Source organism: Rhodococcus sp. NyZ502 (assembly GCF_041464245.1).
GTDB lineage: Bacteria > Actinomycetota > Actinomycetes > Mycobacteriales > Mycobacteriaceae > Rhodococcus_F > Rhodococcus_F qingshengii.
Genome location: NZ_CP167155.1, coordinates 2,969,190 through 2,983,299 on the forward strand (window position 1 = coordinate 2,969,190; position 14,110 = coordinate 2,983,299).

General features: G+C 64.1%; 12 protein-coding genes. 8 read left to right on the plus strand and 4 right to left on the minus strand.

What is annotated here, in order from left to right; all coding sequences use genetic code 11:
- Nucleotides 1–3: 3 nt before the first annotated feature.
- The 3 genes from ACBG85_RS13935 to ACBG85_RS13945 all read right to left on the minus strand — a co-directional run bounded on the left by ACBG85_RS13935 (nucleotide 4) and on the right by ACBG85_RS13945 (nucleotide 2,350).
- A complete protein-coding gene (locus ACBG85_RS13935) occupies nucleotides 4–720 on the minus strand; it encodes an SRPBCC domain-containing protein (RefSeq protein WP_372027793.1) in 717 nt (238 codons plus the stop codon).
- Between the two features lie 2 nt (nucleotides 721–722).
- Nucleotides 723–1,352: a helix-turn-helix domain-containing protein gene (locus ACBG85_RS13940; protein WP_007728048.1), complete on the minus strand. Its 630-nt coding sequence runs from the start codon at nucleotides 1,350–1,352 to the stop codon at nucleotides 723–725.
- A gap of 74 nt (nucleotides 1,353–1,426) precedes the next feature.
- Nucleotides 1,427–2,350, minus strand: a complete 924-nt coding sequence (locus ACBG85_RS13945) for a neutral zinc metallopeptidase (RefSeq protein WP_003945028.1) — start codon at nucleotides 2,348–2,350, stop codon at nucleotides 1,427–1,429.
- A gap of 163 nt (nucleotides 2,351–2,513) precedes the next feature.
- On the opposite strand from ACBG85_RS13945, the gene aspS reads away from it, so the two are divergent.
- The 3 genes from aspS to ACBG85_RS13960 all read left to right on the plus strand — a co-directional run bounded on the left by aspS (nucleotide 2,514) and on the right by ACBG85_RS13960 (nucleotide 6,679).
- Nucleotides 2,514–4,322 carry an aspartate--tRNA ligase gene (gene aspS / locus ACBG85_RS13950; protein WP_050656336.1) on the plus strand — a complete coding sequence of 603 codons (1,809 nt, stop codon included), beginning with the start codon at nucleotides 2,514–2,516 and terminating at the stop codon, nucleotides 4,320–4,322.
- Nucleotides 4,323–4,340: 18 nt separating this feature from the next.
- Nucleotides 4,341–5,306 (plus strand): DUF389 domain-containing protein, encoded by a 966-nt coding sequence (locus ACBG85_RS13955; RefSeq protein WP_372027794.1) that lies wholly within the window; start codon nucleotides 4,341–4,343, stop codon nucleotides 5,304–5,306.
- Between the two features lie 191 nt (nucleotides 5,307–5,497).
- Entirely contained in the window at nucleotides 5,498–6,679 is a 1,182-nt protein-coding gene (locus tag ACBG85_RS13960; RefSeq protein ID WP_047270379.1) for a kinase, read from the plus strand.
- Between the two features lie 71 nt (nucleotides 6,680–6,750).
- Here the strand turns inward: ACBG85_RS13960 and ACBG85_RS13965 are convergent, their stop codons facing one another.
- A complete protein-coding gene (locus ACBG85_RS13965; RefSeq protein WP_003944973.1) occupies nucleotides 6,751–7,131 on the minus strand; it encodes a nuclear transport factor 2 family protein in 381 nt (126 codons plus the stop codon).
- Between the two features lie 96 nt (nucleotides 7,132–7,227).
- On the opposite strand from ACBG85_RS13965, the gene ACBG85_RS13970 reads away from it, so the two are divergent.
- The 5 genes from ACBG85_RS13970 (at nucleotide 7,228) to ACBG85_RS13990 (ending at nucleotide 14,089) form a co-directional block, all read left to right on the plus strand.
- Entirely contained in the window at nucleotides 7,228–8,667 is a 1,440-nt protein-coding gene (locus ACBG85_RS13970; protein WP_370852743.1) for a replication-associated recombination protein A, read from the plus strand.
- 77 nt (nucleotides 8,668–8,744) lie between these two features.
- Complete coding sequence (gene alaS, locus ACBG85_RS13975; RefSeq protein WP_030536427.1) at nucleotides 8,745–11,417, plus strand: alanine--tRNA ligase; 2,673 nt, start codon at nucleotides 8,745–8,747, stop codon at nucleotides 11,415–11,417.
- A 2-nt stretch (nucleotides 11,418–11,419) separates the two neighbouring features.
- The gene (gene ruvX / locus ACBG85_RS13980) at nucleotides 11,420–11,953 is read left to right on the plus strand and encodes a Holliday junction resolvase RuvX (RefSeq protein ID WP_003944838.1); all 534 of its coding nucleotides are present in this window, start codon (nucleotides 11,420–11,422) and stop codon (nucleotides 11,951–11,953) included.
- Nucleotides 11,950–13,260: an endolytic transglycosylase MltG gene (gene mltG / locus ACBG85_RS13985; RefSeq protein WP_042445689.1), complete on the plus strand. Its 1,311-nt coding sequence runs from the start codon at nucleotides 11,950–11,952 to the stop codon at nucleotides 13,258–13,260. Before ruvX ends, mltG begins: the two co-directional genes overlap by 4 nt.
- Nucleotides 13,250–14,089, plus strand: coding sequence for a shikimate dehydrogenase (locus ACBG85_RS13990; RefSeq protein WP_003944839.1), 840 nt, complete (start codon nucleotides 13,250–13,252; stop codon nucleotides 14,087–14,089). Before mltG ends, ACBG85_RS13990 begins: the two co-directional genes overlap by 11 nt.
- Nucleotides 14,090–14,110: the final 21 nt, after the last annotated feature.

Here is a 14,110-nt window from a genome sequence, read left to right on the forward strand (position 1 = left end):
GACTCAGGCGAACGCGCCGTCGAGCCAGCCCTGCCACGCTGCCGTTGCTGATCCACCGTCAGCACCCTCTGCGAAGAGGTGATGGGCCGCGTCGACGGTGCCGCCGAAAGCATTTCGGCCGTAGAACCGCAGCAATGCGTCCTGGGTGCGCAAGCCGATGAACCAGTCGTTGATGTAGTCGACAATCGCGTCGACGGTTCCGATTCCGGGGACTTCCACCGACGCGGAGTCACCGACAGCGGCGCCCGAGGTGATTCCGAGGGCGCTGCGAAGCGTTCCCATCGCTTGCGGCGCGGAAGAGGATTCCGGGCCTTCAGCCGAGACATAGGTGGTGGGCCTGCCGGCGAAGTACCGCACGTACTGGCCGAGACTGTGCAGGTAGAAGTCCGTGTGCTTGCTCGCGCCGTCGTACTGGTTGTCCCAGTCATCGGCAAACACTCCGGCGTGGACGTAGCGGACAACGGCGGTGCTCTCGTCGCGGGCCTCGACGACGTATTCAAGGTTGTTGAACCAGCCGTCGGGGCCTTGCATGTGGATGGCGAGTTCGCGGGGTGGCTCCCACGTGGCGATGATCGGGCTGTCCGGGCGGCTGCCGTCGGCGGGGATCTCGAGAGGGGAGGGGAACATCCAGCCGGCCGTTTCGGCCGAGATGGCGGCCCAGATCTGCTCGGGGGTTCCTAGGACGACCACCTCGCGGCGGATTTCGAATTTCTCGGACATTGCTACTTCTCCGTTTCGGGCGCGTCGATCGCTTGGGTTGTGATGGTTTGGGGCGTGGTGAGGCTGGGATGCAGGGCGACAACGAGGCGGTGTTTGCGTCCGCCTTCGGAATTGCCGTCGTGATACTTGGCGACGAGTGAGTTGATCGACTCGCCGAGTTCGCCGGCGAAGGCGGCACGGTCGGCCGCCGTGGCAAAGGTGATGTCGCTATCGATGGCAAAGGACGCCAACGGTTTTCCGGCTGCAGTTGCTCCGGCGATCAGTTCGCCGACCTCTCGGACGATCCGCGCTGCGAGACTGACGAGCCAGCGCGCCGAGAGTTGATCGGGGAACCGGCCCGGGTCCGGGGCGAGCGCCGACATGGCGGCAGGGGATATGACGTACGACGCGGCACTGGCCTGCATGATTCGCTCGGTCATGTTGCCTCGCTTGCGTTCCTCGACGAGCTCGACAAGTCCGTGGTCTTCGAGAGTGCGCAGGTGGTAGTTCACCTTCTGGCGTGTCAGCCCGATCCGGGGCGCCAGCGAGGATGCCGATCCCGGCACCGCCAATTCGGCCAGAATCCGTTGCCGAATCGGATCGAGCGACGCCTCGGCAGCTCCGGGGCGATCGATGACTGCTACGTCCAACATGAGAAAACCATCCCACCGACAACTAAATCTGTCAAGACAGAAAAAATTGTCGGTGGGATGGTTTCGGAGATTCGCTATCGCTTGAGGTCGGGCGGGTTGTTCAGATCCCGCGCCGAGTACGTGTCACACGACGAAATCTGGCCGGTCTGGTATCCGGTCATGAACCACGCCTGACGCTGTGCGGAGGAGCCGTGTGTCCAACCTTCAGGGTTGACCCGACCGGTCGTGGACTTTTGGATACGGTCGTCGCCCACCGACGAGGCGGCGGACAACGCGTCGCGAATGTCGTCTTTTGACAAGGGCTTCAGGAACGGTTGACCGGTCGCCTGATCGGGAATCGTGTCCGCAAAATGTGCCCAGACGCCTGCGTAGCAATCGGCCTGGAGTTCGGTGCGAACCGCACCCGACTGCTCACCCTGCGGGTCGGCCTGCGCGCGGCCGATGTCGCCGAGCTGATTCTGGATGTGATGTCCGAACTCGTGCGCGACCACGTACTCCTGTGCGAGCGGTCCGGCGCTGGAACCGAAACGGTCGACGAGTAGTTGGAAGAAACTCGTGTCGAAGTACGCAGTCTGGTCGGCCGGGCAGTAGAACGGACCGACGTCACTAGACGCCTGGCCGCAACCGGTGTTGACCGAACCGCTGAACAGAATGACTTCGGGTCGCACGTACGCCGTGCCGGTCTGCTTGACCAACTGCTGTTCCCAAACGTCGTCGAGGCTTCCGACGGTCAGTGTGACGCGGCAGTTCACATCGGCGTTTGCCTGAGCGCCGGTGCACTCGTCGACCGACGACAGTCCGGTCGACGAACTCGAAGTCTCGGTAGACGTACCCAGGAGTGAGCCGGGGTCACCGCCGAACAACAGCGCCAGGATCAGAACGATAATGCCGCCCGCGCCACCGCCGATCGCGATTTTGCCGCCGCGGCCACCGCCACCCCCGCCGCCTTGAACCTGAACGCGTCCCGCTTCGCCGCGGGCCCCCTCGTTGAAGGTCATCTATGTCCGCTTTCTGCTGTCGTGAACAAGTGCTTGCCGTCACTTCTGGAGATAGCTTCGCATGCGATGCGGGTCCGCGTTTCCGCTCTGTGCAGTTCGCTCCGTAGGATCGCAGGCAAAGTAGTCGGTCGTCGGTTATTGGAAGTAGTTCGAAAGGAATCCCGTGCTGCGCACACATCTCGCCGGTTCATTGCGACCCGAGCAGGCAGAGCAGACCGTAACGCTCACCGGTTGGGTAGCCAGGCGTCGTGATCACGGCGGAGTGATCTTCATCGATCTCCGTGATGCATCCGGAGTTGCGCAGGTAGTTTTCCGGGCAGGTGACGTGGCCGAGCAGGCGCACCGTCTGCGCGCGGAATACTGCGTTCGCGTGACCGGAACGGTCGAGGTTCGCCCCGAGGGCAACCAGAACTTCGAGATCCCCACCGGAGCGATCGAGGTCAACGCCACAGAACTCGAGGTTCTCAACGAAAGCGCACCGCTGCCGTTCCAGCTCGACGATCAGGTCGGCGAAGAAGCGCGCCTCAAGTACCGCTACCTCGACCTGCGTCGTGAAGGCCCCGGCTCCGCAATTCGCTTGCGCTCCAAGGTAAGTGCTGCAGCGCGCGGCGTTCTCGCGCATCACGAGTTCGTCGAGGTCGAGACTCCGACGCTCACGCGCTCGACGCCCGAGGGTGCCCGTGACTTCCTGGTGCCGTCGCGCCTTCAGCCCGGTAGCTTCTACGCACTGCCGCAGAGCCCGCAGCTGTTCAAGCAGCTCCTCATGGTCGGCGGCATCGAGCGCTACTACCAGATCGCACGTTGCTACCGCGACGAGGATTTCCGCGCCGATCGCCAGCCCGAGTTCACTCAGCTCGACATCGAGATGGCTTTCGTCAACCAGGACGACATCATCCTGCTCGCCGAGGAAATCCTGACGGCGCTCTGGAAGCTCGTCGGCCACGAGATCAAGACGCCGATCGACCGCATGACCTACACCGAGGCAATGCGTCGTTACGGCAGCGACAAGCCGGACCTGCGTTTCGACATCGAACTCGTCGAGTGCATGGACTTCTTCAAGGACACGACGTTCCGCGTGTTCCAGGCGGAGTACGTCGGCGCCGTCGTGATGCCAGGCGGTGCAAGCCAGCCGCGCAAGCAACTCGACGCCTGGCAGGAATGGGCCAAGCAGCGTGGGGCCAAGGGTCTGGCGTACGTGTTGGTCGGTGAAGACGGCACTCTCGGTGGACCTGTTGCCAAGAACCTGACCGACGCCGAGCGTGAGGGCCTGGCCGCCCACGTCGGAGCTCAGCCGGGAGACTGCGTCTTCTTCGCAGCTGGTGCAACGAAGCCGATGCGCGCCCTCCTCGGCGCTGCCCGTGGTGAGATCGCCCGCAAGAAGGACCTCATCGATCCTGACGCGTGGGCCTTCGTGTGGATCGTCGACGCTCCGATGTTCGAGCCGACCGCCGACGCCACTGCATCCGGTGACGTCGCTCTCGGCCACTCCGCGTGGACCGCCGTGCACCACGCGTTCACGTCGCCGAAGCCGGAGTTCTTCGACACGTTCGACACCGATCCGGATTCCGCTCTCGCCTACGCGTACGACATCGTCTGCAACGGCAACGAGATCGGCGGCGGCAGTATTCGTATCCACCGCAAGGACATTCAGGAACGAGTGTTCAAGGTGATGGGTATCTCCGAGGACGAGGCTCAGGAGCAGTTCGGCTTCCTCCTCGACGCCTTCGCCTTCGGTGCGCCGCCGCACGGCGGAATCGCATTCGGCTGGGACCGCATCACCGCGCTCCTCGCCGGCATGGATTCCATCCGTGAGGTCATCGCGTTCCCGAAGTCCGGCGGCGGCGTCGACCCGCTGACGGATGCTCCGGCACCGATCTCGGCTCAGCAGCGCAAGGAATCGGGTATCGACGCGAAGCCCGAGAAGAAGTCAGAGGACAAGAAGTCCGAAGGCGACACCGGCGAAGCCAAGTAGAGCCGACACCGGATCGCCATGCTGCATTTGCGGGTGATCTGCCCGACCGAGCGCACCGAGCAAGTTCTCGGTGCGCTCGCGTCGCAGCGGGGCGCGACACACATCGTCGTGATGCGCGACGTCGCGGTTCATCCTGCCGGCGACATGGTGGAGGCCGACGTCGCCCGTGAGGCGGCGAACGACGTCGTCGATGCCCTAACCGAACTCGGCGTCGCCGAGGACGGCGGAATGACGCTCGTACCGGTCGAGACGGTGTTGTCGTCGGCGGCGCGCAAAGCCGAGCGTGACGTGCCTGGTGATCCCGCGGATTCCGTCGTGTGGGAGGAATTGCTGTCCCGCACTCGCGAAGAGTCGACTCTCAACGGATTGTTCGTCGCGTTCCTGACCATTGCGTGTCTGCTGGCCGCGATCGGCGTCGTGACCGACTCTCAGATCACGATCGTCGGCGCCATGGTCGTCGGTCCGGAGTTCGGTCCGCTGGCTGCTTTGGCAGTCGCACTCGTACGGCGGGATCGACGGTTGCGTCGGCGTTCGATTCTCGCGCTTGCCGTCGGATTCCCCATCGCGATGGGCGTGACGCTTGCCGCAACGTTCGTGGTGAAGTTCTTCGGATGGATGGACGTCGTCAGTCTCGAGTCACTCCACGAGGTCGATTTCGTATACAAGGTCGGGCCCATTTCGTTTGTCGTCGCGCTTCTTGCCGGTGCGGCTGGGATGCTGGCACTCGTCTCGTCGAAGTCCGCTGCCTTGGTCGGGGTGTTCATCTCTGTCACCACGGTTCCTGCCGCCGGTTTCGCGGTGGTTGCGGCAGCAAACGGAGAATGGCGGATCGCCGGGTTGTCGTCTCTGCAACTGGCTGTCAACCTGCTCGGGATCGTCACTGCCTGCGTGCTTGTTCTCTGGCTCAGAACCCGGGCCGACGAGGAATTCGAAGCAGCGTTGAAAGGCATTTCTCGATTTGTCGACGAGGACAAGACTCCATGACGTCGCAGGTTCGGAGTTCTGCTCACCGACAGCAAAATTCTCGAAAGAACTGTGTGCCGGTGTGGCGATTGGGGACTTTTGTCATCGCCGCAGGTAGTCGGCAATTTCTGTTGCTGTGAGGCCTTGAATTCTCCGCTGCGAGCGGACGAGCTGGGCATGATCGGAGTCACTAACGGGTAAGTTGGTCGGTGATGACCGCATTACTGGCAGACCCCGTTTCCGAAGTCGTCGCAGCTGCTGAGCAGTTGCTGACACGCCGCACAGGGGCACCCGTAACCCTGGTGGATCCCGTAGATCTCGGGGGGAGTGGCCGCACCGTCGTGCTGCGCGTTCGTGTCGCCGAGAACCCGTTCTCCCTGCCCCGAACTTTGGTGATCAAGCAGGTCCGCGACAACTTCCAGGGAGCTACCAAAACAGCGATTGCGCTCCCGGCCGCGTCCGAAGGTGACTTCGACGTCGAGACCGCATTCCTTCGTGAAGCGGTGTCGTATCAGTTCGCCAACGCGCTTGCCAAGGACGCACGCCCCGGCGCCGAACTGTTGGCGTCCGACCTCGATGCTCGCCTCCTGATCCTGAGTGATCTCGGCGACGCCACCGCAATCAGCGTCCGACTCGAAGACTCCGACCCGGACACCGTCACTTACACGTTGATGGCCATGGCTCAGGCAATGGGACGCATGCACGCCGCGACCGTCGGCCGGGAGGACGACTTCACCGCACTGCTGCGTCGAGCCGAGGTTGCCCATTGCTCCGATGAAGTTGCGGATCAGGTGGGACGTGCCGTGGCCGGTGTTCCCGCGATGCTGGTGGAAAGTCTCGGCATCGATGTGAGTTCGGACATTCTCGAGCAGGTTCAGCATGCGCAGACACTGTTCAGCGGTGGCCGGTTCCGTGCCTTCAGTCCGTCGGACCTGTGCCCCGACAACATCATCGTCAACGACGACGGCGTGCAGTTCCTCGACTACGAGTGGGGTGGCTACCGCGATGCCCTCCTCGACATCACCTACGCGTTGGTGTCTTTCCCCGGTTGCCTGTGCAACATCGACCTGACCGAAGAGCGGGCGTCGGCGATGGTCGATGCCTGGCGGGCCGAGGTAGTGGGGATGTGGCCCGCCCTGGCCGACGAGGCCGAATTGGGCCGCCGGATTGTCGAGGCCCAACTCATCTGGGTCTGGCTCAGTACCTATCTGTACCTGCCCGAGGATCATTCGCGTATCGCCGCCGTCCGCGAACATTATCTCTCGATTCCACGCGCCGACGCACTGGTCGGACGCTGGGCCAGGCTCGCACGCTCGGCTCAGCTCGCCGGCAACGCCGCCGTCGAGGCACACGCCCGCGACGTCGTGGCGGCGCTGCGGACCGAGTTCAGCTGAGGCCCTGACCGATCACACACAGAAGGGCGCCCGTGCACGAAGCACGAGCGCCCTTTCTCGGTCGAGTCCGCTCAGTTGTCGGAGACCAGATCGTTCTCGGACAGGTCCGTCGCCGCGAGCGCCGTCGCCAGATCGGGATGCCGGAACGTCGACGTCACCTGGTCGGCCACGACTCGGAAAGCAGAGGCCAGGGTCGCGGACTTGTCCGGTTCGGCCGCCCACGTTGCGGTCTGTTCGACGACGACCACGCCGTGGTGGACGTACATCTTTCCGGGGACGAGCGTGATGCCGGCGTTGGTGGCCCACTCGCGCAGGGCAGCGAGTCCCTGGCTCGCGCCCTTGGGGCCGCCTACCTCGATGTCGTCACTCGACAACTGCAGCAGAGTGTCGACGTCTTGGGAGTTGAGTGCATCGTGCCACGCGAGGACGGTGGCGATCTCGGAGGTGCTCATGGCGACAACGCTATCCAATGCGGATTCACGACTGGGTGAGGGCTGGCGGAACAGCGGATTGTGTCGGGCGTCGGTGGTCTCTAGTAGCGTCGATTCGTGAGCGATTGGCAAGCGGAAGACAGTGTGGGGGCGAAAGACGGCGTGGTGGCGGAAGACGGCCTGTTCGAGGCAACTCCGGAGGAATCCGCGATCGTCGACGAACCAGATGTCGTGTCTGTAGCCGAGCGCGCCCTGTCCTCGGTGCCGCCCGGAGCTCCTCTGGCTGTCCGCATGCGTCCGCTCACTCTTGGTGAAGTTGTCGGTCAACAGCACTTACTCGGGCCCGGCGCGCCACTCCGCAGAATGGTCGAGGGGTCCGGCGCCGCATCGGTACTTCTGTACGGACCTCCCGGCACCGGCAAGACCACGCTCGCATCGTTGATCTCGGGTGCTACCGGCCGCCGGTTCGAGGCTCTGTCGGCTCTGTCCGCCGGAGTCAAAGAAGTCCGCGGTGTCATCGAACTCGCGCGCCGCCGCCTGCTGAACGGCGAACAAACCGTCTTGTTCATCGACGAAGTTCATCGCTTCTCCAAGACCCAGCAGGACGCCTTGCTCGCCGCGGTCGAGAACCGCATCGTGCTCTTGGTCGGCGCGACCACCGAGAACCCGTCGTTCTCGGTCGTCTCCGCTCTGTTGTCGCGCTCGTTGGTCCTGCAACTGCAATCGCTCACCGCTGCGGATGTCCAGGAACTGCTCGAGCGCGCTGTCGCCGACGAACGCGGGTTCGGCGGAGCGATCACGATCGACGACGACGCGATGGAACACCTCGTTCGTCTGGCGGCCGGCGACGCGCGCCGAGCCCTGACGGCACTCGAGGCTGCCGCCGGGGCTGCACTGGACACCGCAGGTGACGCTTCGGGCCCGGTGGTGCTCGACCTCGCGACCGTCGAGGCAAGTGTCGACAAGGCCGCGGTTCGGTACGACCGTGCCGGAGATCAGCACTACGACGTCATCAGTGCATTCATCAAGAGCATTCGTGGATCGGACGTCGACGCCGCCCTGCACTACCTCGCACGGATGCTGACCGCGGGCGAAGACCCTCGCTTCATCGCACGGCGTCTGGTGGTTCACGCCAGCGAAGACATCGGCATGGCTGATCCGATGGCGCTGCAGACTGCCACCGCCGCGGCGCAGGCAGTGCAGCTGATCGGTATGCCGGAGGCTCGTCTGGCGCTGGCACAGGCCACCATTCATCTGGCGACGGCTCCCAAATCGGGTGCGGTCATCGCCGCACTCGGCGCGGCCATGGCCGACGTGGCCGCCGGAAAATCCGGACTGGTACCGCCGCACCTGCGTGACGGGCACTACAAGGGCGCCGAGCAATTGGGCAACGCAGTCGGATACAAGTACCCGCACGACACACGTGATGGTGTTCTGCGGCAACAGTATCCACCGGACGATCTGGTGGGTGTCGACTATTACCAGCCCACCGCGCACGGCAACGAGCGGGAGATCGCCGATCGGGTGAGCAAACTTCGCCGAATAGTTCGTGGCTGACGCCTGCCAGGTTCCACCGGCCGACGCGTTAGTCTGGACACCCATAGCTCGACGCTCTTGAAGGTAAGGACCGGTTAGTGCAAACCCACGAGATCCGCAGGCGATTCCTCGACCACTTCGTCAAGGCCGGCCACACCGAGGTGCCCAGCGCCTCGCTGATTCTCGACGACCCGAACCTTCTGTTCGTCAACGCGGGCATGGTTCCGTTCGTGCCGTTCTTCCTCGGGCAGCAGACGCCGTCCTACTCACGGGCGACGTCCGTGCAGAAGTGCGTCCGCACCCTGGACATCGAAGAGGTCGGCATCACCACCCGCCACAACACCTTCTTCCAGATGGCGGGCAACTTCTCCTTCGGTGACTACTTCAAGAAGGAAGCCATCTCCCACGCCTGGCAGTTGCTGACAGGTTCGGTCGAGGACGGCGGATACGGCATCGATCCCACGCGCCTGTGGGCCACCGTCTACCTCGACGACGACGAAGCATTCTCGATCTGGCGCGACGAGGTAGGAGTGCCCGAAGAGCGCATCCAGCGCCGCGGCATGAAGGACAACTACTGGTCCATGGGCATTCCCGGGCCGTGCGGCCCCTGCTCGGAGATCTTCTACGACCGCGGCGCCGAATACGGCGTCGAGGGTGGCCCCGAAGCCGACGAGGATCGCTACATCGAGATCTGGAACCTCGTGTTCATGCAGAACGAGCGCGGCGAGGGCACCAACAAGGGCGACTACCCGATCCTCGGACCGTTGCCGAAGAAGAACATCGACACCGGCATGGGCGTCGAGCGCGTTGCGTTCCTCCTGCAGGGCGTCGAAAACGTCTACGAGACAGATCTTCTCCGCCCCGTCATCGACAAGGCCGCCGAACTGACCGGCAGTGTCTACGGGACCGACCACACTTCAGACGTCCGTTTCCGCGTCATCGCCGACCACGCACGCACCGCAGCGATGTTGATCGCCGACGGTGTGAACCCCGGCAACTACGGCCGCGGCTACGTCCTGCGCCGGTTGCTGCGTCGCATCGTGCGTTCGGCCAAACTGCTCGGCAGCGAGCAGCCCACCATGCGCGAGTTCATGGTCGTCGTCCGCGACACGATGGCGCCGTCGTACCCGGTTTTGGAAACCGACTTCACGCGAATCGAGAACGTCGCCGTCGGCGAGGAGACCGCGTTCCTCAAGACGCTGGCTTCGGGTTCTGCTCTGTTCGAGAATGCTGCCGAGACGGTCAAGTCGTCCGGAAAGTCGGTCATCGCCGGCGATCAGGCATTTGCACTGCACGACACCTACGGCTTCCCGATCGATCTCACGCTCGAGATGGCGTCCGAGGCCGGTCTCACCGTGGACGAGGACGGCTTCCGCACGCTCATGGCCGAGCAGCGCAAGCGCGCCAAGGACGACGCTCAAGCGCGCAAGCACGCCCATGCCGACCTCACGGTCTACAAGGAACTGCTCGACCGAGGCGCCACCGAGTTCACCGGTTTCGACGAGCTCGTCTCCGAGGCGCACGTCCTCGCACTGATCGTCGACGGTGTCCGCGTGCCGGTCGCGAAGGCCGGTCAGGACGTCGAGGTCATCCTCGACCGCAGCCCGCTTTACGCAGAGTCCGGTGGACAGATCGCCGACATCGGTTCGCTCACCGCTCCGGGCCTCGAAGCCAAGGTCAACGACGTACAGAAGATCGCCAAGAAGGTCTGGACGCACAAGGTGACGGTGCAGAAGGGCGAGATCACCGAGGGCGACGTCGTACTCGCGCACGTCGACGCCGAGTGGCGCAAGGGTGCAACCCAGGGGCACTCCGGCACCCACATGGTGCACGCGGCGCTGCGTCAGGTGCTCGGCCCCAACGCGGTGCAGGCAGGCTCGCTCAACAAGCCGGGTTACCTCCGCTTCGACTTCTCCTGGCAGGGCGCGCTGTCCGACTCCCAGAAGCAGGACATCGAGGCACTCACCAACGAAGCCGTGGCGTCGAACTACGCGGTCAACACATTTGTCACGGATCTCGACAAGGCCAAGGCGATGGGTGCGATGGCACTCTTCGGTGAGAACTACGGCGACGAGGTTCGTGTCGTCGAAATCGGCGGCCCGTTCTCGATGGAACTGTGCGGTGGCACTCACGTCGGAAGCTCCGCACAGATCGGTCAGGTAACGCTGCTCGGTGAGCAGTCGGTCGGCTCCGGAATCCGACGCGTCGAGGCGTACGTCGGTTTGGACTCCTACCGCTACCTCGCCAAGGAACGCGCGCTCCTGGCCGGACTCTCCTCCTCGCTGAAGGTTCCTTCGGAAGAGGTGCCCGCCCGCGTCGAGGCGCTCGTCGAGCGACTCAAGGTGGCCGAGAAGGAACTCGAGCAGACCAAGGCCAAGGCTGTGCTGGCGTCGGCAGGCGAGTACGTCGCCAAGGCCAAGCGCATCGGCAGTGTCCTCGTCATCGCCGAGCCTGCTCCCGCCGGAGTCGGCGGAAACGACCTGCGCAGCCTCGTCACGGACATCAAGGGTCGCCTCGGCTCCGAACCTGCCGTCGTAGCTCTGCTCGGTGATGTCGACGGCAAGGTTCCGTTCGTGGTCGCCTCGAGCAAGGCAGCTCAAGGTCTCGGTGTGAAGGCCGGTGAGCTGGTCGCGTCGTTCGGTCCCAAGATCGGTGGCCGCGGCGGCGGAAAGCCCGACATGGCCCAGGGTTCGGGTTCGGACTCCGCAGGAATCCCGGCGGCGCTCGATGCGATCCGGGACAGAGTCGGAGAGCTGGCGGGCGGCAGCTGACGGTGGTGGCTACGCAGCAGGGTCCCGATCGCCCCGGCATCGACGACCCTGGTCGCGGGCGGCGCATCGCCATCGACGTGGGCAGTGTTCGCATCGGCGTCGCGTCCAGCGACCCCGACGGCATCCTCGCGACACCGGTGGAAACGGTTCCACGCTCGAAGGAGCGTGGGCCCGACGCGCCGGATATCCGGCGCATTATCGCCATCGTGTCCGAATACGAGGCGGTTGAGGTTATCGTCGGACTGCCACAGACGCTGCGCGGTGAGCAAGGTAAAGCCGCCGGTATCGCGACTGCATTCGCCAAACGACTGCAGCGGGCCGTCGAACCGATCCCGGTGAGACTGTCCGACGAACGACTGACGACCGTCACGGCTGCGCGCAATCTCCGCGAAAGTGGAGTCAAGGCACGAGGCCAGCGACCGATGATCGATCAGGCTGCGGCGGTGGAAATCCTGCAAGGCTGGCTGGACGAGCGGAGTAGAGCTGTGAAACCAGGGGAGTCGTCGAAGGACGCTGCACTGGAGGGCGATCTGTGAACGCGCGGTGGGATGAGGGCGGCGGAAGCCGGCCCACCAGTTCGTTCGACTTCGACAACGACGAGACCATGGTCATGCGTGCACTGCCGCAGAACATCGATCCGCCGCACATGTCGCGAGCCGAGGCACGCAAGCAACGCGAAGCGCGCAACAAGCGCGCCAAGCGTGGCAAGAAGGTCGGCGTTCTCGCCCTGCTGGTGTTGGTGATCGCAGTCCTCGGTGTCGGTGCATACGGCGCTCTCTGGTACATGGATCGCAACAAGACCGCGGAGGATTTTGCCGGCCCCGGCGGCGCACCCGTGGTCATCCAGATCAACAGTGGAGAAACCGCATCGGAGATCGGTGCGACGCTCGAGGCGAAGAACGTCGTCGCGAGTTCCGCTGCTTTCTACAACGCGGCGATCGCCAATCCGTCTGAGATCCAGAAGGTGCAACCCGGCTTCTACCAGGTGCCGGTGCAGAGTAGCGCCGCGAGCGCACTCGACACCTTGGTTGCCCCGGACTCCCGAGTCGGCAGTGTTGTCATCGCCGAAGGGCGTCAGCTGCACGACAGTTCGGACGCGCAGACCGGCTCGCTCAAGAAGGGCATCTACAACCTCATTTCCGAGGCGAGTTGTGTCGGCCCGGTTTCCGCTCAGAAATGTGTCTCGACAGACGAATTGAACACTGCGGGAGCATCTTCCGATCTGGCTTCGCTCGGCGTGCCCGAATGGGCGATGTCGTCGGTCAAGAGCGTGCCGGACAAGGACCGTCAGCTCGAAGGCCTGATCGCCGCCAGCAGTTGGGATTTCGATCCCACTGCGACGCCCACCGAGATCCTGCGGTCGTTGGTCGAGGGTAGCGCCGCCAAGTACGAGGCCACGGGAATTCTGACAGCCGGCAGCGGGGTCGGAATGTCTCCGTACCAGTTGTTGGTGGCAGCGTCGCTGGTCGAGCGTGAGGCGTTGCCCGCTGACATGGCCAAGGTCGCGCGGGTGATCGTCAACCGACTCGCAGTCGATCAGCCTCTGCAGTTCGACTCCACGGTCAACTACTCACTCGACACCACCGAGGTCGCAACCACGGATGCCGACCGTGAGCGCGTCACGCCGTGGAACACGTACGCAATGCCGGGTCTGCCTGCAACGCCCATCGCTTCGCCGAGCATCGACGCGCTGAAGGCCGTGGAATCGCCGGCGGCCGGTGACTGGTTGTACTTCGTCACGATCAACAAGGAAGGCCAGACGCTCTTCACCAAGAGCTACGAGGAGCATTTGGCCAACATCGAACTGGCACAGCAAAGTGGGATTCTCGACAGTGGACGGTAGTACCGCGACTTCGCTCGCGACGCCACGTAAGGCGGCAGTTCTCGGAAGCCCGATCGCTCACTCGAAGTCCCCGTTGCTGCATCTTGCGGCGTACGCGGCTTTGGGGCTGAGCGATTGGACCTACGAGCGGATCGAATGCACCGGCGAGCAGTTGCCTGCCCTCGTCGACTCACTCGGCCCCGAATGGATCGGCCTCTCGGTGACGATGCCGGGCAAGATCGCAGCACTCGAATATGCGACCGAACGCACACCGCGAGCGGTGACCATCGGCTCGGCCAACACCCTGGTTCGCATCGACGGCGGTTGGCGTGCCGACTGCACGGACGTCGACGGAGTCAGCGGTGCGTTGATCGCCGGCGGTGTCGGCGATCTCAGCGGCACTTCGGCGGTAGTTGTCGGCGCGGGCGGCACCGCGCGGCCGGCATTGGTCGCGTTGGCCGACATGGGAGTTCGAACGGTCACCGTGGTCGCGCGTGATCCGGGGCGCGCATCCGGTGCCATCGAATGCGGCGGCGCGGTCGGGTTGGACATTGATCTGGTCGCCTTCGACGACGCACGGCTAGGCGGGATCTGCGCCGAATCCTCGGTCTTGGTCAGTACCGTTCCCGCGGAAGCGGCAGCGCCCTTTGCCCAGCAATTGGGGAAGGCGCGATTTGTCCTCGACGCGATCTACAACCCCTGGCCGACGCCACTTGCTTCGGTTGTCGAGGCGGCCGATGGAACGGTGATCGGTGGACTCGAGATGTTGCTCAATCAGGCCTTCGGGCAGGTAGAGCAGTTCACGGGCAAGCCCGCTCCGCGAGAGGCGATGGCAGCCGCTATCGCTTAGGTCTGTTCACAGTGTCGAGGT